This is a genomic window from Mycobacterium sp. M26, assembly GCF_001494595.1.
Lineage (GTDB): Bacteria > Actinomycetota > Actinomycetes > Mycobacteriales > Mycobacteriaceae > Mycobacterium.
Genome location: NZ_LN929908.1, coordinates 302,144 through 324,551, shown reverse-complemented (window position 1 = coordinate 324,551; position 22,408 = coordinate 302,144). Strand labels below are relative to the sequence as shown.

22 protein-coding genes are annotated in these 22,408 nt (G+C 67.7%); 10 read left to right on the top strand and 12 right to left on the bottom strand.

The features are described from left to right. Position 1: 1 nt before the first annotated feature. The 3 genes from BN3385_RS11020 to BN3385_RS11010 form a co-directional block, all read right to left on the bottom strand. The gene (locus BN3385_RS11020; RefSeq protein WP_059016822.1) at positions 2–1,207 is read right to left on the bottom strand and encodes an amidohydrolase family protein; all 1,206 of its coding nucleotides are present in this window, start codon (positions 1,205–1,207) and stop codon (positions 2–4) included. A gap of 16 nt (positions 1,208–1,223) precedes the next feature. Next, positions 1,224–2,084 carry an enoyl-CoA hydratase gene (locus tag BN3385_RS11015; protein ID WP_082690425.1) on the bottom strand — a complete coding sequence of 287 codons (861 nt, stop codon included), beginning with the start codon at positions 2,082–2,084 and terminating at the stop codon, positions 1,224–1,226. Between the two features lie 97 nt (positions 2,085–2,181). Beyond that, on the bottom strand, positions 2,182–2,979 hold the full coding sequence (locus BN3385_RS11010) for an SDR family NAD(P)-dependent oxidoreductase (RefSeq protein ID WP_059016821.1): 798 nt from the start codon (positions 2,977–2,979) through the stop codon (positions 2,182–2,184). A 171-nt stretch (positions 2,980–3,150) separates the two neighbouring features. Here BN3385_RS11010 and BN3385_RS11005 point away from each other — a divergent pair, with 171 nt between their 5' ends. Further along, complete coding sequence (locus BN3385_RS11005) at positions 3,151–3,831, top strand: TetR/AcrR family transcriptional regulator (protein WP_059016820.1); 681 nt, start codon at positions 3,151–3,153, stop codon at positions 3,829–3,831. A gap of 7 nt (positions 3,832–3,838) precedes the next feature. Here the strand turns inward: BN3385_RS11005 and BN3385_RS11000 are convergent, their stop codons facing one another. From BN3385_RS11000 to BN3385_RS10990, 3 genes are all read right to left on the bottom strand, one after another. Then, positions 3,839–5,014 (bottom strand): thiolase family protein, encoded by a 1,176-nt coding sequence (locus tag BN3385_RS11000; RefSeq protein WP_059016819.1) that lies wholly within the window; start codon positions 5,012–5,014, stop codon positions 3,839–3,841. 70 nt (positions 5,015–5,084) lie between these two features. Beyond that, the gene (locus tag BN3385_RS10995) at positions 5,085–5,960 is read right to left on the bottom strand and encodes an enoyl-CoA hydratase/isomerase family protein (RefSeq protein WP_059016818.1); all 876 of its coding nucleotides are present in this window, start codon (positions 5,958–5,960) and stop codon (positions 5,085–5,087) included. A gap of 21 nt (positions 5,961–5,981) precedes the next feature. Continuing rightward, positions 5,982–6,632, bottom strand: a complete 651-nt coding sequence (locus BN3385_RS10990; protein ID WP_059016817.1) for a PaaI family thioesterase — start codon at positions 6,630–6,632, stop codon at positions 5,982–5,984. A 94-nt stretch (positions 6,633–6,726) separates the two neighbouring features. On the opposite strand from BN3385_RS10990, the gene BN3385_RS10985 reads away from it, so the two are divergent. Genes BN3385_RS10985 through BN3385_RS10955 form a run of 7 tightly spaced genes read left to right on the top strand, consistent with a single transcriptional unit; the run spans position 6,727 to position 14,238 of the window. Beyond that, positions 6,727–7,539, top strand: coding sequence for an enoyl-CoA hydratase/isomerase family protein (locus BN3385_RS10985; RefSeq protein WP_059016816.1), 813 nt, complete (start codon positions 6,727–6,729; stop codon positions 7,537–7,539). A gap of 15 nt (positions 7,540–7,554) precedes the next feature. Next, the gene (locus BN3385_RS10980) at positions 7,555–8,367 is read left to right on the top strand and encodes an enoyl-CoA hydratase/isomerase family protein (RefSeq protein WP_059016815.1); all 813 of its coding nucleotides are present in this window, start codon (positions 7,555–7,557) and stop codon (positions 8,365–8,367) included. Continuing rightward, positions 8,364–9,152, top strand: coding sequence for an enoyl-CoA hydratase/isomerase family protein (locus tag BN3385_RS10975; protein WP_059016814.1), 789 nt, complete (start codon positions 8,364–8,366; stop codon positions 9,150–9,152). The genes BN3385_RS10980 and BN3385_RS10975 overlap by 4 nt, the downstream gene beginning before the upstream one ends. Then, complete coding sequence (locus tag BN3385_RS10970; RefSeq protein ID WP_059016813.1) at positions 9,152–10,558, top strand: class I adenylate-forming enzyme family protein; 1,407 nt, start codon at positions 9,152–9,154, stop codon at positions 10,556–10,558. The genes BN3385_RS10975 and BN3385_RS10970 overlap by 1 nt, the downstream gene beginning before the upstream one ends. After that, a complete protein-coding gene (locus BN3385_RS10965) occupies positions 10,548–12,065 on the top strand; it encodes a class I adenylate-forming enzyme family protein (protein WP_059016812.1) in 1,518 nt (505 codons plus the stop codon). The genes BN3385_RS10970 and BN3385_RS10965 overlap by 11 nt, the downstream gene beginning before the upstream one ends. Continuing rightward, a complete protein-coding gene (locus BN3385_RS10960) occupies positions 12,058–13,554 on the top strand; it encodes a class I adenylate-forming enzyme family protein (RefSeq protein ID WP_059016811.1) in 1,497 nt (498 codons plus the stop codon). Before BN3385_RS10965 ends, BN3385_RS10960 begins: the two co-directional genes overlap by 8 nt. A 57-nt stretch (positions 13,555–13,611) precedes the next feature. Next, positions 13,612–14,238, top strand: coding sequence for a maleylpyruvate isomerase N-terminal domain-containing protein (locus tag BN3385_RS10955; RefSeq protein WP_082690424.1), 627 nt, complete (start codon positions 13,612–13,614; stop codon positions 14,236–14,238). Between the two features lie 3 nt (positions 14,239–14,241). Here BN3385_RS10955 and BN3385_RS10950 read toward each other — a convergent pair whose 3' ends face one another. Genes BN3385_RS10950 through fabG form a run of 4 tightly spaced genes read right to left on the bottom strand, consistent with a single transcriptional unit; the run spans position 14,242 to position 18,083 of the window. After that, positions 14,242–14,925, bottom strand: a complete 684-nt coding sequence (locus tag BN3385_RS10950; RefSeq protein ID WP_059016810.1) for a GntR family transcriptional regulator — start codon at positions 14,923–14,925, stop codon at positions 14,242–14,244. A 1-nt stretch (position 14,926) separates the two neighbouring features. Next, complete coding sequence (locus BN3385_RS10945) at positions 14,927–16,120, bottom strand: acyl-CoA dehydrogenase family protein (RefSeq protein WP_059016809.1); 1,194 nt, start codon at positions 16,118–16,120, stop codon at positions 14,927–14,929. A gap of 5 nt (positions 16,121–16,125) precedes the next feature. Further along, on the bottom strand, positions 16,126–17,343 hold the full coding sequence (locus BN3385_RS10940) for an acetyl-CoA C-acetyltransferase (RefSeq protein WP_059016808.1): 1,218 nt from the start codon (positions 17,341–17,343) through the stop codon (positions 16,126–16,128). Further along, positions 17,343–18,083: a 3-oxoacyl-ACP reductase FabG gene (gene fabG / locus BN3385_RS10935; protein ID WP_059016807.1), complete on the bottom strand. Its 741-nt coding sequence runs from the start codon at positions 18,081–18,083 to the stop codon at positions 17,343–17,345. The genes BN3385_RS10940 and fabG overlap by 1 nt, the downstream gene beginning before the upstream one ends. A gap of 100 nt (positions 18,084–18,183) precedes the next feature. On the opposite strand from fabG, the gene BN3385_RS10930 reads away from it, so the two are divergent. Continuing rightward, positions 18,184–19,347: an acyl-CoA dehydrogenase family protein gene (locus tag BN3385_RS10930; RefSeq protein ID WP_059016806.1), complete on the top strand. Its 1,164-nt coding sequence runs from the start codon at positions 18,184–18,186 to the stop codon at positions 19,345–19,347. Further along, positions 19,344–20,165 carry a mycofactocin-coupled SDR family oxidoreductase gene (locus BN3385_RS10925; protein ID WP_059016805.1) on the top strand — a complete coding sequence of 274 codons (822 nt, stop codon included), beginning with the start codon at positions 19,344–19,346 and terminating at the stop codon, positions 20,163–20,165. Before BN3385_RS10930 ends, BN3385_RS10925 begins: the two co-directional genes overlap by 4 nt. On the opposite strand, the gene BN3385_RS10920 is transcribed toward BN3385_RS10925, so the two are convergent. Beyond that, positions 20,119–21,060, bottom strand: coding sequence for an alpha/beta hydrolase (locus BN3385_RS10920; RefSeq protein ID WP_059016804.1), 942 nt, complete (start codon positions 21,058–21,060; stop codon positions 20,119–20,121). The genes BN3385_RS10925 and BN3385_RS10920 overlap by 47 nt on opposite strands. Next, positions 21,057–22,406 (bottom strand): flavin-containing monooxygenase, encoded by a 1,350-nt coding sequence (locus BN3385_RS10915; RefSeq protein WP_059016803.1) that lies wholly within the window; start codon positions 22,404–22,406, stop codon positions 21,057–21,059. Before BN3385_RS10915 ends, BN3385_RS10920 begins: the two co-directional genes overlap by 4 nt. Positions 22,407–22,408: the final 2 nt, after the last annotated feature.

The following is a 22,408-nucleotide window of genomic DNA, read 5'->3' as shown; positions in this document are numbered from 1 at the left end:
ACTAGGCCGCCGATACCGAGACGCCCAGCAGGGTCAATGCGTTGTCCCGCATCACCTTCCGGGTGTCGGCGGCGCTGAACTCGGGGAACTGCGGGATATCGGCGGTGAAGGACATCGGGTCGGCCAGCCCCTCGCCATGCGGCCAGTCCGACCCGAACAGGATCTTGTCGACGCCGATGGTCTCGGCCAGCAGCTTGACGTCGTCCTCGTAGTAGGGAGCGATCCACACGTTGTTCTTGAGCTGCTCGACCGGGTCTTCGGTGAAGTGGTATGGCGCGGTGTTGGCGGCCTTCTTGAGCCGCTTGATCAGGCGGTGGACGAAGTAGGAGCCATTCTCGATGCTGGCCACTTTCAGCGTGGGATGACGGGTGAACACCTGGTGGACGATCATCGAGGCCATCGAGTCGTGGATCGCGCGGTCATCGAGCAGGACGTTGTCGAGCGGGTCGCGTTTCCCGAAACCCTCGAAGGTGGCCTTACCGCCCCACAATGCCGAGATCGCGAGATAGCCGCTGTCGGAGAGGTGGAAGACCACCGGCACGCCGGCCTCGGCCAGCCGCGCCCATACCGGATCATGCACCGGGTCACCGAGCGAGCGCGGCTTGACCACGCCGGGTACCGGTGCGGGTCGCACGCAGACGATCCTGGCTCCGCGGCTGAGCACGAACTCGACCTCCGCGACGGCCGCCTGCGGATCGGCCAACGAGATGATGGGCGCGGACAGGAACCGGTGATCGGGGCGGTCGAACCCCCAGTCCTCGTCGAGCCACAGGTTGAACGCGTGCACCGAGGCCATCGTCGCCTCGATGTCGGTCTTGAGCGCTTCTTCCACCCCGCAGGCGAAGGTCGGCAGCATGAACACCGTCTCCAGGTTCTGCCGGTCGAGGACCTTCAGGCGGGCATCGCGGTTCTGGTACTCCGGATGGTCGCCCAGGCGGTCGACCTTCATCAGCGAGGCCGGGTCCACGCCCTCGGGAATCTCCCCGCGGAACAACAGATCCAGGCAGCCGGGCTCGATGATGGGATCGAAGGTCGGATTCGGGATGAAGTGGTTGATCCGCTCGCCGATCACCGCGTAGGTGCGTTTACCGTCGCGCAGCATCTGGACACCGCGGCGGGCGAACTTCTTGTCCAGGTGGCGGGTGAACGCGTCGAGCGGTTCGTAGTAGTGGTTGTCGACGTCGATTGCCTTGTAGTCCAGAGTCATTCGGGTCGTCCTCCGATCACGTCAGGGGCGGGAAGTTCGGCGGCCGCTTCTCGAAGAAGGCGGTGATGCCCTCGAGGAAGTCCGGTCGCTGCATGGATTCGTGCATGAGCGTCTCGGCCAGCTGGCTGCTGTCGGCGAGCTCGCGAAGGGCATCGCCGTAGACCTGTCGCTTGATCACCGCCAGCGAGCTCGGCGCGCAGTGGGTGGCGATGTCCTCGGCGTAGCTGATCGCACGGGCCAGCAGCTCCTCCGGCGCGACCACCTCTTTGACCACGCCGAGTTGGGCGGCCTCCTCGGCCAGGAACACCCGCCCGCTCAGCAGCAGGTCGAGTGCGGCACCCCAGCCGATCACCCGGGGCAGAATCCACGAGATCGCATACTCGGCGATCAGGCCCCGGCGGGCGAAGGACGTGGTGAATTTGGCTCCGGCAGCGGCGAATCGGACGTCGCACATCAACGCCTGGGTCAGCCCGATTCCGGCACACGCCCCGTTGATCGCGGCGATCACGGGCTTGCGCAGTGTGGTGAGGAAGAAAGCGTGCCGTTCTCCCACCATCGCGCTGAGATCGGCACCGCCCGCACTCTCGACGGTGGCCGCACCGATGCTGTTCAGGTCACCCATGTCGGCACCCGCACAGAAGGCCCGGCCCCGGCCGGTGACCACGATGGCCCGAACATTCGGGTCGGCCTCGGCCCGGTCGAGTCCGGCGTAGAAGCCGGCGGCCAGACCACCGCCCCAGCCGTTCATCCGGTCCGGGCGGTTGAAGGTCAGCACCGCCACCCCGGTCTCGCGCACCTCATAGAGGACCGGTGAATCATCCTGGGCAGCAGCGTTTTCCGGGCTCTGCGGGGTGTCGAGATCAGTACGACCGTTCATCCGGCTGCGTGCACCTCCAGATCAGCCGCGGAGCTGTGGATATGTCCATACTGTACACCTATCGGTATAGGCTTCCGCAAGCACGCGTGGACGGGCCTCAGGTGAAGTCGCTGCCACCGTCGACGTTGATGTTCGCCCCGGTCATGTAGGAGTTGCGCCGGGATGCCAGGAACGCGACCACCGGGCCGATCTCCTCGGGCAGGCCGGCCCACGGCAGGTGGGCGGGGTGACCGAAATGCTCGTCGATGGCTGACATCAGCGCATAGGGGTCGGTGCCGTCGACACCTACCGACGCCGCCCAGCCGACCAGGGACTCGGACGCGATACTGCCCGGCGAGACCACGTTGACGAGGATCTCGTCCGGCGCCAGAGCCAGCGACAGGTTCTTGGAGATGCTGGTGACCATCGCCTTGGCGGCGGTGTAGGCGGCCAGGTTCGGGCTCTGCCGTTGGGTGGACTGCGCCGAGAAGTTGACGATGCGGGCCCAGTCGGCCGCCCGCAGCAGGGGAAGTGCGGCCCGGACGCACCGCACCATGCCCATCGCGCCGCCGTCGACCGCGGCGTGCCACTGCTCGTCGCCGAGTTGTTCGAGCGCTCCCTGGACACCGGGGCCCACCGTGTTCACGAGGATGTTGAGCCGGCCGCCCCAGCGTGCCCCGATCTCGTCGAAGGCGGCCCGAACCTGCGCGTCGTCGGCGACGTCGGCCACCACCGCCACCGCATCGGGACTGCCCCGCGACGCCAATTCGGAAGCGGCAGAATCGAGTACAGAGCGGGTCCGGCCGACCAGCGCAACCCGGGCGCCGTCGTCGGCGAAACACCGAGCCGCGGCCAGTCCCATGCCACGCCCACCGCCGACGATCACGGCGGTGGCGTCCTTCAGGCCGAGGTCCACCAGAGTTACCCCGCTTCCGGTGCGGGTGCGGCTCCTACCACAGGCATCGGTAAAACCTACTATAGGCATTACAGTAACTCGATGAATGGGACCGATCCGCCGCGGAGACGCAGTTCACACCGCGGTTGCCGGTAGATTCGTCACCCGATTTCGACGGAAGGTGGACCGGTAGTGGCCAAGCCAGCGACCGCGGCCAAGCGCCCACGGCGCGAGCGCGGGTCGATCAACCCCGACGACATCATCGCCGGCGCCTTCGAACTGGCCGAGCAGGTGTCGATCGACAACCTGAGCATGCCGTTGCTGGGCAAGCATCTCGGCGTGGGCGTCACGAGTATCTACTGGTACTTCCGCAAGAAGGACGACCTGCTCAACGCGATGACCGATCGCGCGCTGCGCCAGTACGTCTTCGCCACGCCGTATGTGGCCGCCGATGACTGGCGCGAGACCCTGGCCAACCATGCCAGGATCATGCGCACCACCTTCATGGGCAACCCGATCCTGTGCGACCTCATCCTGATCCGCTCGGCACTGAGCCCGCGTGCGGTGCGCGCCGGCGAGCAGGAGGTGGAGAAGGCGATCGCCAGCCTGGTGGAGGCCGGGCTCTCCGCAGAGGACGCGTTCGACGTGTACTCGGCGGTGTCCTTGCATGTGCGGGGTTCGGTCGTGCTGCACCGGCTGCACGAGAAGAACCTGGACGCCGACCGGGACGCACCTGCGCTCGAGGACACCATCCGCATCGGTGCGGCCAACGAGCACAACTTCGAATTCGGCCTGCAATGCATCCTCGAGCGAGCCGAGCGGTTGATCGAGGACGGCAAGAAATCGGCGGGCAAGCCACGCCGCAAGAGCTGACGGGTCGCTAGACCTCGATCACGACGGCGCCGCCCTGGCCGCCGCCCGCGCACATCGCGGCCACGCCGATTCCGCCTCCGCGGCGGCGCAATTCGTAGATCAGCGTGGTGACCATCCGGGCACCGGAGGCGGCGATGGGGTGGCCGAGGCTGCAGCCGCTGCCGGAGAAGTTGACCAGATCCTCATCCAGACCGTACTTGCGGCAGGCCGCGATCGGGACCGACGCGAACGCCTCGTTGATCTCCCACAGCGCCACATCCGAGGGGCGAAGCCCCGCGCGGTCGAGCACCTTGCCGATCACCTCGACGCCGCCCAGCCCGGTGTCACGCGGCGGTACACCGACCGCGCCCCACGCCTTGACCGTCGCCAGCACGTCGAGGTTCTCGGCGGCGGCATAGGCCCGGTCCACCAGCGCCACGGCCGCGCAGGCGTCGTTGGTGCCACTGCTGTTACCCGCGGTGATCGAGAAGCCTTCGATCTCCGGGTGCAGCACCTTGAGCTGAGCCAGCTTCTCGGCGGTGGTGTCGCGGCGCGGGTGTTCGTCGACGCTGAAGTCGATCACCGACCCGTCGAGCTGCTGAACCTTCAGCGGCAGGATCTCGTCGAGAAACTTGCCGGCGTCGATGGCGGCGATCGCGCGCTGATGGGACCGCGCCGCCCAGGCGTCCATCTCCTCGCGGGTGATGCCTGCCGCCTGCGCGGTGTTCCAGCCGACCGTGATCGACATGTCCTTGGTGGGCGCGTCAGGCGTCTCGACGTGGGTCGGCGGCATCCAGCGTTCCTCGAACTTCAGCTCGGGGCCGATGATGCGCTGGCTCATCAACGGGGTCATCGACAGCGACTGCACACCGCCGGCGATCAGCACCCGCTCCATCCCGGAGCCGATCTGCGCCGACGCATTGCCGATCGCGGTGAGGCTGCCCGCGCAGTGCCGGTTCACCGACTGGCCGGGGATATTCGTCAGGCCGGTGGCGTCGGCTGCGTAGCGGGCGAGGTCACCGCCGCCGTAATGGGATTCGGCGAAGATCATGTCGTCGATGGCCGCTGGGTCCACACCGGCACGGCGGATGACCTCGGGCACGACCGCGGTGATCAGCGTCTCGGGTGGGGTGTTGACCAACGTTCCCTTGAACGACCGACCGATCGCGGTCCGGACGGCGCCGACGATGACTGGTTCGGGCATGGTTCTCCACCTCCGGGTAGCACTAGGTTTACAAAACTAGCAGATACTGTATCGGCGTGGACCGGGGGTCTCAGTCCGGCTCCGGTACCGCGAAATGCTCGTCACGCAGCCGGAACGCCTCTTTGGTGCCGTGCTGCGCGCGGGTCTTGACGAAGTTGAACTCACCGGGGGCGAACTGCAGGTTGGTCCCGTAGGCATGGAAGAGGTAGCTGGCCACCTCCTCGCCCTGATAGGCCTGGCTCTGCTCGACGAGCCGGAACGCTTCCTTGGCGATCACGACGCCGTCGGCCGGCATCTTCGCCGCCTTCTGCGCCCAGTACCGGGCGCGGGCGGTCACCGACCCGGCGTCGCACGTCTCGGTGAAGACCCCCAGGTGCTCGACATCGGCGGCGGTGATGATGTCGCCGGTCAGCAGAAGCCGCCGGGCCAGCACCGGGCCCAGCCGGTGAAAGAACATGTGCAGGCTGCCCAGGGCAGGGCCGAGAAAGCGGGTGGCCGGCATGCCGATCCTGGTGTCGCGGGCGATCACGGAGATGTCGGTCATCAACGCCATCTCGAATCCGCCGCCGAGCGCGAACCCGCTGATCTCTCCGACGGTGACCTTCGGGAAGCCCAGCAGGTTGTGGTAGAAGCCAAACGTCTTGCGGTCCACAGTGAGTCGGCGCCGCTGGCTGGGCCGGCTCGGGCGGGACCCGGCCGGGCCGGGGTTGTCGCCGTACCAGCCGTAGGCGTTGTTCATGTCCGCCCCCGTCGAGAACACGCCCTCGGCGCCGCGCAGCACCACGACGGTGATGTCGTCATCCTCGGCGACGACGTCCAGGTAGCGGGCCATCGCCTCGCGCATGGCGGCGTCGTAGGAGTTGCGCTGGGCCGGATTGTTCAGCGTGAGGGTGGCGACGCGATGGTCGTCGTCGACCTCGAAGAGGACACGGTCGTCGGTGGTCATGGTCAGCTCCTCAGCTGTCGTCTATCCGGGCCGCCGGTGGCCGAATCGGCTGGCGGCCAATCGTTCCGGAGGAAGGGCGACGGTATCGGCCACCGCGGTGCACAGCACCTCGCCGTCCCGGGTGAGCCGTGCTGTCGCGGTGATACCGCGCTCGTCGTGGATTCTCTCGATGTCGAAGGCAAGCTCGGTGTCCAGTGGTGTGGGTCTTCGGTAGGTGATCGCCAATTCCCTGGTCTTGCCCGCGATCCCGACCGCGCAGCTGTGATGCTGGATCACGCAGTCGAAGAACGCGCTGAGGACTCCGCCGTGCACCAGACCGGGCGGTCCCTCGTAGACCAGCGGGAAGCTCACTGCGCCGCGGGCGGCGTCCGGGCCGATGTCGTCGAACCGGTAGATTGGGAAGACGGGATTGAACTCGCCGACGGCGAAGGCATGTTGGAGGTAGAGGCGGTTGTCGTCGCTATCTCCCGTCATCCTGGGCTGCGGGTCCGTCGGCAGGGCCGGGGCCAGGTCGGATTCCCACCGGCCGATCTGCTCCAACATGGCATCGACGGTGGGATGCGGGTGTTCCAGCGACAGCAGCATGCCGATCAGGCGGCGGATGGCCGCGGCAGCGGCAACCGTTTGCGGCAGTGGCAGTTCACCGAAACGCCGGTCTGCGCGCTCCGCCATGCGACCCCTCACCGGCCAGATCCTTGCCAACCTCTAGACGATAGCACTACTGTATGGCTATCAGTAACGCGCGTCTGAGAGGGCAGGGTCCGCGGTGGACGAAGAGGCCCGGGTGGCCGACGGCACCGTGACCTCGTCGCGGGATGGTGCTGTCCTGCACATCACTCTCGACCGGCCGTCTCGGCGGAACTCGTTGAGCCACAGCATGATCGATGCTCTCGTCGAGCTGCTGAGCGCGGCAGCGCGCGACGAGGATCTGCGCGTGGTGCATCTGCGCGGCACCGGTACGGACTTCTGCTCAGGGGTCGATTGGGTGGGCTCGGCGGGGGCCGGGCAACGTCCACGTACCGGACATCTGGTGCGGGGTGTTCCGCACGGCGCCCACCGGGTGATCGAGCTGGTGCACACCCTGCACCTGCCGGTGGTCTGCACAGTGCGCGGCTGGGCCGCCGGGCTGGGCTGCAATCTCGCACTCGCCGCAGACTTCACCGTGGCGGCCTCCGATGCGGTGTTCTGGGAGCCGTTCGTGGCGCGCGGGTTCTCCCCCGACTCGGGGTCGACCTGGCTGCTGCCACGTCTGGTCGGGATGGCGCGGGCGAAGGAGATGCTGCTGCTCGGCGAGCAGGTCGACGGCGCCACCGCAGCCGCCTGGGGCCTGATCCACCGCAGTGCCGAGCAGACGCACCTCGACGCCACGGTGCGCGACCTTCTCGACCGGTTGGCGGCGGGTCCGACGGTGGCGATCGGACTGGCCAAACAGGCGATCAACCACAGTCAGCACGCCACCTTGGGCGAGGCGATGAACCAGGAACTGTTCAACCTCGAACTCGCCTGTCGAACAGCCGATTTCAAGGAGGGTCTGGCAGCTTTTCGCCAGAAGCGCCAACCAGACTTCACCGGGCGATGACGAAGGGACGACTAGATGCCGGCAGGTCAGTACACGACGATCACCTATGAGGTCGACAACCACACAGCCACGATCACGCTGAACCGTCCGGAGGCGCTCAACGCGCTGAGCCCGTTCATGATCACCGAACTGCGGGACGCCTATGACGCCGCCGAGAGCGACGACGACGTTTGGCTGCTGATCGTCACGGCGACCGGCCGGGCGTTCTGCACCGGCGCCGACGTCAAGGAGATTCCCGAGGACGGCCGGGTGATCGACGAGCGGCCGTACCTGTCCAGCTATGACCAGTGGGAGGCTCCCCAGGAAGGCACCCCGCCCTTCCGGCGGATGGCCAAACCGGTGATCGTCGCGATCAACGGAATCTGCTGTGGCGCAGGGCTGGATTGGGTGACCACCGGCGATATCGTGATCGCCTCGGAGCAGGCCACCTTCTTCGATCCGCATGTGTCGATCGGGCTGGTCGCCGGGCGCGAGATGGTGCGGCTGTCCCGGGTGCTGCCCCGGTCCGTGGCGCTGCGGATGGCGATCATGGGCAAGCACGAGCGGATGGATGCCAACCGCGCCTACGAACTCGGCCTGATCACCGAGATCGTCGAGCACGACCGGCTTCTGAAACGGGCCCACGAGATCGCCGATACCGTCAACCGCAATGCGCCGCTGGCCGTTCGGGGCACCCGGCTCGCCGTCATCAAGGGCCGCGACATTCCGCTGCACGAGGCCGAGATGCTGGCCGAGGCGTTCCGCGAACGCAATCTGCACACCGCGGACTCGCTGGAAGGACCCAGAGCGTTCGTCGAGAAGCGCACACCGAACTGGCAGTGCCGATGACCGCGGCCTTCGACACCATCCTGCTGGACTTCGACCGCAGTGACCATGTCGCGACGATCACCCTGAACCGGCCGGACAAGCTGAATGCGTTCAACCGCACGATGTGCGAAGAGATGGCCGCCGCCTGGCGGATCGTCAAGAACGACAGCGCAATCCATGCGGTGGTGCTGCGCGCCGCCGGCGACCGGGCATTCTGCGCCGGCTTGGACATCACCTCGCCCTACGGCCAGCCGCACAATGTGTGGAATCACGAGGATCCGGGCGAACTGCTCAGCCCGAAGTGGCAGAAGATGTGGAAGCCGGTGGTGTGCGCGGTACACGGCATGTGCACCGCGGGCGCCTTCTACTTCGTCAACGAGTCCGACGTGGTGATCTGCTCGCAGGACGCCACGTTCTTCGACTCCCATGTCAGTGCGGGTCTGGTCTCAGCACTGGAGCCGATCGGGCTGATGCGCCGGATCGGCCTCGGCGAAACGCTGCGGATGGCTTTGATGGGCAACGACGAACGGGTGACCGCAGACACGGCCCTGCGCATCGGACTGGTGTCGGAGGTGGTCGCGCCTGTCGACCTGTGGTCACGGGCACACGAGATCGCCGCGACCATCGCCGCCCAACCACCGTCGGCCACCCAGGGCACCGTGAAGGCCATCTGGGAGTCGCTGGACAAGCCCTACCGGGCTGCCATGGAACAGAATCTCATCTACACCCGGCTGGGAAACCCGTTGGGCCAGGCCGAGCTTGCCGCCCAGGAGGAGGCGCCGCGGACCCCACCGAGGTTGCGCTAGTGCATCCGCTGTCGCAGCGGATCGCGGCGGTGCTCGATCTGGATCCCGGCGCACCGGCGATCGAGTACGACGGCCGATGGTCGAGCTGGGGCGAGCTGGCGGTGGCCACGAGACGCGTCGCCTCGACCATCGGCGTCGGAACCCGGGCCGGGATACTGCTGCGCAACACACCGGGTCACGTCGCCGCGACCCTGGGAGTGTTGCTGGCGGGTGGCTGCGTCGTGGTGATCAACCCGTCGCGCGGCGAGGACCGGATCACGTCCGACATCGCGGGTCTGGACCTCGACACGATCCTCGACCCCGCAGCCGATCTCGAGACATCGCCGGCCACCCGCACCGGCACGGCCCACGACGGTGCGGCGTCGGGGGTGGCGGTGCGGATGCTGACCAGTGGCACCACCGGTGAACCGAAACGGGTCGACATCACCTACGACATGCTGGCGATCTCGGTGCTGGGATCGGCGTCTGCCGACCTGCCTGCCCCGACGACGAGCCGTCGCGGCGTCGCCATCGTCAACGCCCCCCTGGTCCACATCGGCGGGATCTACCGGGTTCTGCAGTGCATCGTCGAGGCCAGACCGTTCGCGCTGCTCCCCCGCTTCGAGCTGACGGCGTGGGCTGACGCCGTGCGGCGGCACCGCCCGAAAACGGTCTCGCTGGTGCCCGCCGCCCTGCGGATGGTGCTGCACTCCGACCTCGGTCGCGACGATCTCGCCGGAATCCGGGCCGTCACCTCGGGCACCGCACCACTGTCTGCCGACGATGCCGAGTCCTTCACCGCGAAGTTCGGCATCCCGGTTCTGACCTCCTATGCGGCAACGGAATTCGGCGGTGGTGTCGCGGGCTGGACGCTGGCCGACCACCAGCGGTTCTGGCAGAGGAAGCGGGGCAGCGTGGGCCGGGCGACCCTGGGCGCCCGACTTCGGGTGGTGACCGAGGATGGCGCGGTCCTCGGCCCCGACGAGCCCGGGCTGCTCGAGGTCATTCCCGGCCAGCTGGGTCCGGACGCCGGCTGGATGCGCACCACCGATCTGGCCCGCATCGACGCCGACGGGTTTGTGTGGATACTCGGCCGGGCCGACCAGGCCATCATCCGCGGCGGATTCAAGGTGCTGCCCGACGATGTCAGAACCGCCCTGGAGAGCCATCCCGGCGTACTGGGCGCCGCGGTGGTGGGCCGCGCCGACGAGCGGATCGGCGAGACTCCGGTGGCGCTGGTAGAACTGGCGCACGCCAGTGTCAGCGAAGCGGAGCTGCGCGAGTTCCTGCGAACCCGGCTGGCGCCCTATGAGATTCCCTCGCAGATCATGGTTGTCGACGCGATCCCGCGAACCCCGTCGGGCAAGGCCGACCTGTCCGCCGTCCGTGCCCACTTCGACGATCCGGCGGCACGCCATGCCCACTGACCGTCGACTGACGGTGGGGCGGCTGCTGGAGCGACAGGCGTCGCAGCGGCCCGAGCAGCCGCTGCTGATCTGTGACGGCGCCGTGCGCACGTACGGGGAAGCCGACCGGCGGTCCGCCGACCTGGCAGTCGCACTGGTCGGGCTCGGCGCAGGCCAAGGAACCCACGTCGGCGTGCTGTATCCCAACGGCGCGGACTTTGTGGTCGCCATGCTGGCCGCCGCCCGGATCGGCGCGGTGGTGATCCCGTGCTCGACCTTCGCGACGGCACCGGAACTGCAGAGCCAACTCCTGCACAGCGACACCGAGATCCTTCTTGCCACATCGTCGTTCCGCGGAAACGACTACACCACGCGGCTGGCCGGCCTCACCGCACCGTGGCTGCGGCACATCGTGTTCGACGGGCGTACCGACGCCTGCGCAAACCCGGCGATGGTCCGCGCACTGGCCGATGATGTCGACGGCGCGGACCCGCTGGCCATCATCTACACCTCGGGGTCGACCGGAACCCCGAAGGGTGCGGTCCACACCCATGCCGCGCTGCTGTCACAGCAACACCACCTCAACGAGATTCGTGGACTGCACGCCGAGGACAGGTTGTTCTGCACCTCGCCGTTCTTCTGGATCGGCGGGTTCGCCTTCGCACTGCTGGCCACCTTGGTCGCCGGATCGACCCTGGTGTGCTCGAACGCGACCGACCCAGCGGTCACCCTCGACCTGCTGGAGGCCGTACGCCCCACACTCACCAATGGATTCGCCGCCGGGGTGGCACATCTGGCCCGTCACGAGAGCTTCGCCCGGCGCGATCTGTCGTCGCTGCGCCGCGGTAACCTCTACCCGATCATGGCCCCCGGCGCCCGGCCGGCCGACCCGGAGTTGCGGCACAACATGCTGGGCATGACCGAAGCCGGCAGCGTCGTGCTGCTCAGCGAGGATGACACCGACCAGCCGGAGCACCGGCGCGGATCGTTCGGACATCCGGCGCCGGGCTTTGCGACACGCATCGTGAACCCGGAGACCGGCCAGGACGTCGCCGCCGGCGAGGTCGGCGAATTATTGCTGCGCGGAGAGTATCTGATGCAGCACTACTACAAACGCAGCCGCGAGGACTGCTTCACTGCCGACGGCTGGTTTGCCACCGGCGACCTGGTCCGTACGGACCACGACGGCTTCTACTACTACCTCGGGCGCCTCGGTTCGATGATCAAGACCGCTGGTGCCAACGTCTCCCCCGCCGAGGTCGAGCGGGCGATCGCGACCGTGACCGGCGGGCTCACCGCCCACGTGGTGGGCCTGCCCGATGCCGAGCGAGGCCAGGCGGTGGCAGCCGTCATCGTGGTTCCCGACGGCGTGGCGGGCGACTGCGAGTCGCTACGGCAGCGCCTTCGCTCAGAGCTGTCGGCCTACAAGCTTCCCCGCCGCATCGTCTGGGTCCCACCGTCCGCGGTGCCACTGATGTCCAGCGGCAAGGTCGACGTGCGCCGGCTGCCGGAGTTGTTCGATGTCTGAGACCATCGACTCGCTGATCCGCGAGCGGGCCGGGCTGGGCCGGCAGCCGTTCCTGATCGACAGCACGTCGCAGATCAGTTATGCCGAGCTGGACACCGCGACGCGCGACGTGGCGGCCGGGCTGATCTCAGCCGGTGTGACGAAGGGCAGCCGGATCGGGCTGATCATGTCCAACGGGGTGCGCTGGGCTCAGATCGCGTTGGCCATCAACCGTATCGGCGCGGTGCTGGTGCCGCTGAGCACCCTGCTGGCCGGTCCCGAGCTGGCCGCCCAGTTACGGGTGGCTTCGGTGCGGTACCTGATCTCCGTCGAGGAGTTCCGTGGTCATCGCTACCTCGACGAGATCGCCGGGCACATCGACAGCCTGCCAGCATTGCAGACGATCTGGCCAGCCGACGCATTGCCCAGTGGTGCAGCCGATGTGGACGTGGCGACGGCGGCGGCCACGGTGGTTCCGGCCGATCCGCTGGTGGTGATGTTCACTTCGGGCAGCAGCGGGCCTCCCAAAGGGGTGATCCATTCGCACGGCAATGCCATCGCAGCCGTGCGCGCCGGGCTGTCGGTGCGCCGGATCGACCACGACACCCGGCTGTACGTGCCCATGCCGTTCTTCTGGGTCGGGGGCTTCGGCACCGGTCTGCTGTCGGTTCTCGTCGCGGGCGCAACCCTGGTCACCGAGGCGATCGCCACTCCGCAGAGCACATTGGAATTGATGGCGCGCGAACGGGTTACGTCGTTTCGCGGCTGGCCCGCCCAGGCCGAGGCACTCGCCCGCCACGCGGTCGAACTCGGCGCCGATCTGTCGGCGCTGCAGCCGGGCAGCCTGGAGGCGCTGCTGCCACCGGAGCGGCGACCGCCGCCGGGTGCGCGGGCCAATCTGCTGGGCATGACCGAGTCGTTCGGACCGTACTGCGGCTACCAGATGGATACCGATATGCCGCGCTCGGCCTGGGGATCCTGCGGAAAGCCGTTGCCCGGTGTCGAGATTCGGATCGTCGACACCGAGACCGGCGACCTGCTGCCCACCGGCAGCGTCGGGACGATCCAGATCCGCGGGCGCCAGATCCTGCGCGGTATCTGCCGGCGCAGCCGCGAGGAGGTCTTCACCCCCGACGGCTTCTTCTCCACCGGCGACCTGGGCCGCCTCGACGCCGACGGATTCCTCTTCTATCACGGCCGGTCCGACAACATGTTCAAGGTCAGCGGGGCCACCGTGTATCCGAGCGAGGTCGAAGCGGGATTGCGCGCCATCGACGGGGTACGCGCGGCCTACGTCACCGACGTCGAGGGCCGGGTCGGCGCCGCGTTGGTGTCCGGCCTGAGCATCGAGGACCTGCGGGCAGCGGCTCGGACCCAACTGAGCGCATTCAAGGTTCCCACGATCTGGGTGCGGCTGGCCTCCGACGACGAAGTGCCGCGAGGAAGCACCGGCAAGCTCGATGTGCGGCGGCTGCGCGAGATGCTCACCGACGCCGGCCACGTCGAGTAGCCAGTCGGCGCCGACTGGCCCTTTACCGCCGCGATCTGATCCGCTGAAATCGAGACCATGACGACGAACACCGCGCCGGGGATGGCCGAGCTGATCGATGTCTATCGGCTCGCCGGTGATCATGCGCTGTCGCTGGTGGCCGGGGTGGCGGCAGACCAGTGGCCGGCACCCGCGCTCGGGTCGTGGACCGTGCGCATGCTCGTCGGGCATATCGGCCGCTCGTTCACCACCGTCACCGACTACCTGGCCAAACCCGCGGCAACCAAGGATGTCCCGTCCACCGCCGACTACTACGTCATCGCCCTGCAGCAGACCGATTCCGCGGCCATCGACGCGCGGGCCGAGCAGGCGGCGCACGCCCTCGGCGACACTCCGCTGGCCGCGCTGCGAGGATTCCGGGACGCCGCGGTCGCTGCCCTCGACGTCGCGGGTGATCCACTGATCACGACCATCGCCGGCGGGATGTCGCTCTCGGACTACCTGCCCACCCGCATCTTCGAGCTGGCGGTGCACAGCCTGGACCTGGCCCGGGCGACCGATCAGGCGGCGGCGTTGCCCGCCGAGGTGTGCGGCCACGCCGCGGCTTTGGCCGCGGTGACCGCCGTGCGGCGGGGCCATGGCGAAACCGTGCTCTCGGCGCTGACCGGGCGCAGCACACTTCCGTCCGGGTTCTCGGTGGTGTGAACCTCAGGGCTGCTGCGCGCGCTGGGCGACGCCCTTCTTCACCAGATGCTCAATGAGCGGCTCGGCCCCCGCGGCCAGGTGGTCCGACATCGCCGCCCGCGCCGCCTCCTCGTCGTGGCGGCTCAGCGCCGTAACGATCCGCTCGTGGTCGGCCACCGAACGGTCCGGCCAGCCCTCGATCGTCGGGAACACCGATTCCGGTGCGTAGCGGGTGATCTGGGACATCAGCTGGGCGAGCTTGGGCGAGTCGGCGGCCACGTTGATCGCGCGGTGGAACTCGTGGTTGAGGCGGACGGCACGGTCACCGTCGTTCGCGGCGTAGGCGTCGGTGAGTTCGGCGTGGATGGCGGTGAGTTCCTCCAGTTGGTCGTCGGTGATGTTCGCCGCCGCTCGCGCCGCCAGCAGACCACCCACGTGCGCCTGCAGATTGGACACGTCGGTGATGTCGCGGTCGGTGAAGGGCAGCACCACGAAACCCCGCCGGGGCAGCTGATCGAGCAGCCCTTCACCACGCAACTCGAAGAGGGCCTCCCGCACGGGGGTGACACTGATGCCCAGCTCGGCCGCGAGCTGGTCGAGGCGGATGTACTCGCCGGCAGGATAGGTCCCGTTGAAGATGCGACGGCGGACAAACCGCGCCACATCCTCTGCCAATTGTGGCCGGGGGGCGAATTCGGGTGCGCTCACGTCAGATCCGGTAGTCGGCCAGCAGTCGCTTGCTGATGATGTTCTTCTGGATTTCGCTGGTGCCCTCGCCGATCAGCAGGAAGGGGGCATCGCGCATCAGCCGCTCGATCTCGTACTCCTTGGAGTACCCGTAGCCGCCGTGGATGCGGAAGCTCTGCTGGGTGACCTCCGAGCAGAACTCGCTGGCCAGATACTTCGCCATCCCGGCCGCGACGTCGTTACGTTCCCCGGAGTCCTTCAGCCGCGCGGCGTTGACCATCATCAGATGCGCCGCTTCGACTTTGGTGGCCATCTCGGCAAGCTGGAAGGCGATGGCCTGGTGCTCGGCGATGGGCTTGCCGAAGGTGCTGCGCTGCTGGGCATAACGGGCGGCCAGCTCGAACGCGCGTACCCCCACCCCGCAGGCGCGGGCGGCGACGTTGACCCGGCCGACCTCGACACCGTCCATCATCTGGAAGAACCCCTGCCCCGGCTTGTTGCCCAGGACGTTGTCGGCACTGCACACGTAGCCGTCGAAGATCAGCTCGGTGGTGTCGATACCCTTGTAACCGAGTTTGTCGATCTTGCCCGGGATCGTCAGACCGGGCGCTACTTCCCCGAAGCCGGAAGGCTTTTCGATGAGGAAGGCCGTGAGGTTGCGGTGCGGCTTGTCGGCACCCTCGTCGGTGCGTACCAGCGCGGCCACCAGTGTCGAACTGCCGCCGTTGGTCAGCCACATCTTCTGGCCGTCGATGGTGTAGGTGCCGTCGCCGTTGTCGCGGGCGCGGGTTCGGATGGCGGCGACATCGGAACCGAGTTCGGGCTCCGACATCGAAAAGGCCCCGCGGGTTTCACCGGTGGCCATCCGTGGCAGGAAGCGTTGCTTCTGCTCGTCGGTGCCGTGCTGGCGAATCATGTAGGCGACGATGAAGTGGGTGTTGATCACCCCGGAGATGCTCATCCAGCCGCGCGCGAGTTCCTCGACGCACAGGGCGTAGGTGAGCAGCGATTCCCCCAGCCCGCCGTACTCCTCGGGAACCATCAGGCCGAACAGCCCCATCTCCCGCATCTGGTCGACGATGGCCTGCGGATAGGTGTCGGAGTGTTCCAGGTCCTGGGCGTTGGGGATGATCTCCTTGTCGACGAATTGCCGGACGGTGGAGATGATCTCGGTCTGGAACTCGGTGAGCCCCAGCGTCTGGGCGAGTCTGGTCATATAAGTCACACCCTTTCGAAGACCGCGGCCAGGCCCTGCCCGCCGCCGATGCACATCGTCTCCAGCCCGTACCGCGCATCGCGCCGGTGCAGTTCGCGGGCCAGGGTGGCCAGCATCCGCCCACCGGTGGCGCTCACCGGATGGCCGAGCGAGATTCCCGAGCCGTGCACGTTGGTGCGCTCGAGGTCCGCGTCGGTGAACGCCCACTCCCGCATCACGGCCAGCGCCTGGGCGGCGAAGGCTTCGTTGAGTTCGATGACGTCGATATCGGCCAGCGTGAGGCCGGCCTTGTCCAGCGCGGCGGCGGTGGCCGGCACCGGTCCGATACCCATGACCGCCGGCGCCACCCCTGCCGACGCCCATGACACCAGCCGCACCAGCGGCCGCAGGCCCAGTTCCTCGGCCTTCTCGGCAGTGGTGACCAGGCACACCGAGGCGGCATCGTTCTGGCCGCTGGAGTTGCCCGCTGTCACGGTGGCGTCCGGATCCTGTTTGAGCAGAACAGGTTTGAGCCTGGCCAGCGACTCCACGGTGGTATCGGCCCGCGGGTGCTCGTCGGTGTCGATGAGCTGGTCGCCGTGCCGGGTCGACACCGTGACGGGAATGATCTCCTCGGCGAACACGCCACTGTTCTGCGCGGCGACGGCTCGCTGGTGGGAGGCGACGGCCAGCTCGTCCTGCTCCTGACGGGGGATGCGGTACTCGCGGCGCAGGTTCTCGGCCGTCTCGAGCATGCCGCCGGGCACCGGGTAGAACCGGCCACCGGCGGTGGTGCGGCCGCGCGCGAGTCCGTCGTGCACGCTGACACCGTTGCGGGCGCCTCCCCACCGCATGTCGGTGGAGTAGAACGCGACATTGCTCATGCTCTCGGCACCGCCGGCGACCACGAGATCGTTGTCGCCGGAGGCGACTTGGAGGCAGGCCTGGATGACCGCCTGCAGGCCGGAGCCGCAACGCCGGTCGACCTGCATACCCGGGACGGTGACGGGCAGACCCGCGTCCAGTGCGACGACCCGGCCGATCGCGGGTGCCTCACTGTTGGGATAGCAGTGTCCGAAGATGACATCCTCGATCGCCTCGGCGGGAACACCGGTCCGCTCCAGGAGTCCCTTGAGGGCGGCGACACCGAGGTCGACCGCGGTCAGCGAGGCGAACATGCCGCCGTAGCGGCCGATCGGCGTGCGCACCGGCTCGCAGATGACGGCCGTCCTCGTCGGCAGCATCAGAGGTGCCGTCCTCCGGTGACCTCCAGCACCGTTCCCGTCATGTACGACGACAGGTCGGATGCCAGGAACAGAGCCACCTTGGCCACCTCGGCGGGCTCGCCGGCGCGTCCCAGCGGCACCTCGGCGACCTTGGAGTCCCAAATCCGTTGCGGCATCGCCTCGGTCATCGCCGAGCGGATCAGCCCGGGCTGGATGGCGTTGACCCGCACACCGAGATGGGCCAGTTCCTTGGAGGCCGCCTTCGTCATACCGACGATGCCGGCCTTGGCCGCCGAGTAGTTGGTCTGGCCGATCATCCCGACCTTGCCGGAGATCGACGACATGTTCACGATCGCGCCGTGGCCCTGCTCGCGCATGATCGAGGCGGCCTTCTTCAAGCCGTTCCAGGTGCCCTTGAGGTGGACGGAGATCACCTGATCGAACTCGTCCTCGGTCATCTTGCGCAGCGTCGCGTCCCGGGTGATGCCAGCGTTGTTGACCATGATGTCGAAGCGGCCGAACTGCTCGATCGCGGCCTCGACGAGCGCGTCGACGTCGGCGTAGGACGTGACATCGCATTTCACCGCGCGCGCCACCTCGGCGCCGCCGAGCTTCTCGGCCGCCTCCTGGGTGGCCGCCAGGTTGATGTCGCCGATGACCACCCGGGCTCCCTCGGCGATGAACTGCTCGGCGATCGCAAAGCCCAGGCCTTGCGCCCCACCCGTGATGACTGCGGTCTGACCGGCCAGCAACGACATCGGATCTCCCTCTTCCAGGCTTCCTACGAGAAACTGGACGCGATCATATTTCATATATGATCGCGTCCAGCATGCACCCCCACGTTCCCGAGGAGCTGTGATGAGTGACGTCAGCGATGACGACTTCCGCGAGATCCTGGCGCAGACCCGCCACTTCGTCCGCAGCGCCGTCGTACCGCGCGAGTCCGAGATCGTCAACGAGGACAAGGTCCCCGACGACCTGCGCGACCAGGCCATGAAGATGGGCTTGTTCGGCTACGCGATCCCCCAGCAGTGGGGCGGCCTCGGCCTTGACATCACCCAGGATGTCGAACTGGCCATGGAACTGGGCTACACCTGCTTGGCCCTGCGGTCGATGTTCGGCACCAACAACGGCATCGCCGGGCAGGTGCTCGTCGGCTTCGGCACCGACGAGCAGCGGACCCGCTGGCTCGAACCGATCGCCACCGGTGAGGTAGTGGCCTCGTTCGCACTGACCGAGCCCGGCGCCGGGTCCAACCCGTCGGGGCTGAAGACGAAAGCCGTTCGGGACGGCGATCATTGGGTGATCAACGGCAGCAAGCAGTACATCACCAACGCTCCGGTGGCCAACCTGTTCATCGTGTTCGCCCGCACCCGGCCCGCCGACGCCAACGGCGCGGGCATCGCGGTGTTCCTGGTGCCCGCGGACACGGCCGGTGTGGAGGTCGGCGTCAAGGACGCCAAGATGGGTCAGGAGGGGGCCTGGACCTCGGACGTGACGTTCACCGATGTGCGGGTGGGCAACGACGCGCTGATCGGCGGCAGCGAGGACCACGGCTACCGCGCGGCGATGACATCACTGGCGCGGGGGCGTATCCACATCGCGGCGCTGGCCGTCGGCGCCGCCCAGCGCGCGCTCGACGAGTCGGTGGCCTACGCCGCGACCGCCACGCAGGGCGGCACGCCCATCGGCACCTTCCAGTTGGTGCAGGCGATGCTGGCTGATCAGCAGTCGGGTGTGATGGCCGGCCGGGCGCTGGTGCGCGAGGCCGCGCAGAAATGGCTGTCCGACGAGGACCGCCGGATCGCTCCGTCGGTGGCCAAACTGTTCTGTACCGAGATGGCCGGTAAGGTCGCCGACCTGGCGGTGCAGGTGCACGGCGGGGCGGGCTACATGCGCGGTGTGCCCGTCGAACGGATCTACCGCGAGGTCCGGCTGCTGCGACTCTACGAGGGCACCAGCGAGATTCAGCGACTCATCATCGGCGGCGGTCTGGTCAAGGAAGCGCAGCGCAGCCGGTGAGCGGCCGACTGTCCGGCAGGGTCGCCTTCATCACCGGCGCGGCGCGCGGCCAGGGCCGGGCCCACGCGGTGCGCATGGCCCGTGAGGGCGCCGACATCATCGCCGTCGACATCGCGGGCCCGCTGCCGGACTGCGTGCCCTACCACCCGGCCACCCCGGACGATCTGGCCGAGACGGTCCGCCTCGTCGAAGCGACGGGTCAGCGAATCCTGGCCTCCGCCGTCGACACCCGGGATCTTGACGGCCTGAAAGCGACTGTGGCCCAGGGTGTTGCGACGTTGGGCCGGCTGGACATCATCGTCGCCAACGCGGGCATCACCTCACCGGCGGCGTGGGACGAGATCACGCCGGAGGCCTTCCGGGACGTGATGGACGTCAACGTCACCGGGACGTGGAATACCGTGATGGCCGGCGCGCCGGCGATTATCGAGGGCGGCCGCGGCGGGTCGATCATCCTGATCAGCTCGGCAGCCGGAATCAAACTGCAGCCGTTCATGGTGCACTACACCGCCAGCAAGCATGCCGTCACCGGGATGGCCAGAGCGTTCGCCGCCGAACTGGGCAAGCACAACATCCGGGTCAACAGCGTGCATCCCGGACCGGTCAGCACCGATATGGGCACCGGCGACATGGTGGCCGAACTCGGCAAGGCGATGGAGACCAACCCGGCGCTGCAGAACATGATGCTGCCGTTTCTGCCGATCTACATCGCCGAGCCGGACGACATCGCCGACACGGTCTGCTTCCTGGCCAGCGATGACGCGAAACTGATTACCGCTGAGGCGATATCAGTCGATCAGGGCTCGACGAAGTACTGAGGGTACGGGACAGGAAGGCCACCTGGTCGTCGACAGCCTTGTCGAACCAGTCGTTGCCGGGCCATACGTCGAAGTGATCGCAGGGGTAGTGGTGCACCTGCCCCCTGGCCAGTACTGCGGTGGCGGCCACCGAGTCGGCAGGCACATAGCGATCGAAGTCGGCGATCTGGAACAGTGCCGGGCAGCGTAACTGCTTGGCGGCCTGTGCCGTTCGGATGCCGGCGATCTGCAGGCCGACGGCGGCGTCGACCTCATTGCGCCAGGTCGGCCCCGCCAGCGCGGTGTAACTCTCGTAGGCGCCGTCCAGCGTCAGGCCACCGGGCTCGCCGGGCCGGGCCACCAGCGGCATCATCGTGGGGCGCCGGCCGCGGGACACGTCCACCCGGCTTTTCGCCCCGATCATCGTCCATTTCAGCGCGGTGGGGACGCTGCGGCTGGCCATCGCCGCCCGGCTCACGGCCGTGCCACTGGTCAGCGGGGTCATGGCGATGACGGCGACGATGTCGGAGCGCCCGGCCGCCACCTGGAGTACGTGGCCGCCGGACAGCGACGATCCCCACAGTGCGATCCGGTTCGGGTCGACGCCCGGCAGCCGCTTGGCCGCGGCCACCGCGGATTCGAAGTCGGTGATCTGCCCGGCCACCGAGACGGTCTGGCGCGGTGACCCTTCCGAGGCTCCGAAGCCCCGGTAGTCGAAGGCCAGCACGTCGATGCCTGCGGCGCTGAGGCGTTCGGCGAAAGGGGCCAGGCCGGAGTCCTTGGTCCCACCGAAGCCGTGGCCCATCACCACGACCGGCCTTCCAGCAGGCCCTTCGAAGCGATCGCCGGCACCGGCGAAATGCCAACCGCTGCAGAGCACCCCGGCGGAGTCGAAGGTGATGTCGGTGGCGGTCATACGGCTTCCTTGGTGCGGCGGCGGCGCAGCTCGGCCCGCTTGACACCGGCCGGGAATTCGCGGGTGCGGATGTCGTGCTCGTAGTGGAAGTAGTCGACCTGCTGGGTATGTCTCGGGCGGTCGACGCAATGGCCGACGTATTTCTTCTGGTCGGCGTCGATGATCCGCTCCATCTCAGCGGCCGGCGGCAGTGCGTAGCGGCCGACGGCGTAGGCCGCCATCAGCTTGGCCTGACATTCGATGAACGGGAACAGCGTGGGGATGGCCTGGGCGAAGCCGATGAAGACCAGGTTGTCCAAGCCGGGCTTGAACATTCGCTTGTAGAGCCGGATGTTGTTGTCGGGCGCGCTGATGAAGTCGGGGTCGAAGAACGGGAACGTGATGTTGTACCCGGTCGCGTACACGATGGCGTCGAACACCGCGCTGGTGCCGTCCTCGAAGTGGACGGTGTCGCCGTCGAGCCGGGACACGTTGGGCTTGGGGGTCACGTCACCGGAGCCCAGTCGCAGCGGCAATTCGACCGACTGGGTCGGGTGTGCCTCGAAGAGCTTGTGGTTCGGGGCGGGCAGACCGTAGAGCGTGGGGTCCACACCCATGTAAGGGGCCATCAGCTGAACGGCCTTGCGCTGCCAGGACAACGGGATGTACGGCGAGGTTTTCCACACCGAGTCCCCGGGCCGCCCGGCGATGTACTTGGGCACGATCCAGGCACTGGACCGCGTCGAGAGGGTGACGGTGTTCTGCAGCGTTTTCGACGACAGTTCGACGGTGATGTCGGCGGCGCTGTTGCCGATGCCGACCACCAGGATTCGCTTACCGGTGAGGTTCAGCGGTGTCTGCGGATCGATGTAGTGGTGGGAATGGATTGTCTCGCCGGTGAATTCGCCGGGAAAGTTCGGATAGCGGGCGTCCCAGTGGTGGCCGTTGCCGACCACCAGGAGGTCGAACTCTCGGGTAGTGCCCTGCTGGTCGGTGATGTCCCAGCCACCGTCGGGTCGCGGTGCGGCGTGCTGGACGCCGTTGTTGAACTCGATGTTGTCCAGCAGCCCGAAGGTCTCGGCGTAGGAGTCGAGGTAGGCCTTGATCTCGCTGTGGTGCGGGAAGGACGGGAAGTGCTCGGGGATCGGAAAGTCCTTGAACGACAACCGTTGTTTGGACGTGTCGATGTGCAGCGAGCGGTAGGCGCTGCTGAGCCCGTTCGGGTTACCGAAAGCCCAGTTGCCGCCGATCCGGTCGGACAGCTCGAAAGTGGTGTGCGGAACGCCGTAGTCCTTCAGCATCTTGCCCGATGTCAAGCCGCTGATACCGGCGCCGATGACCGCGGTGCGGGGCAGGGTGTCACCCATCT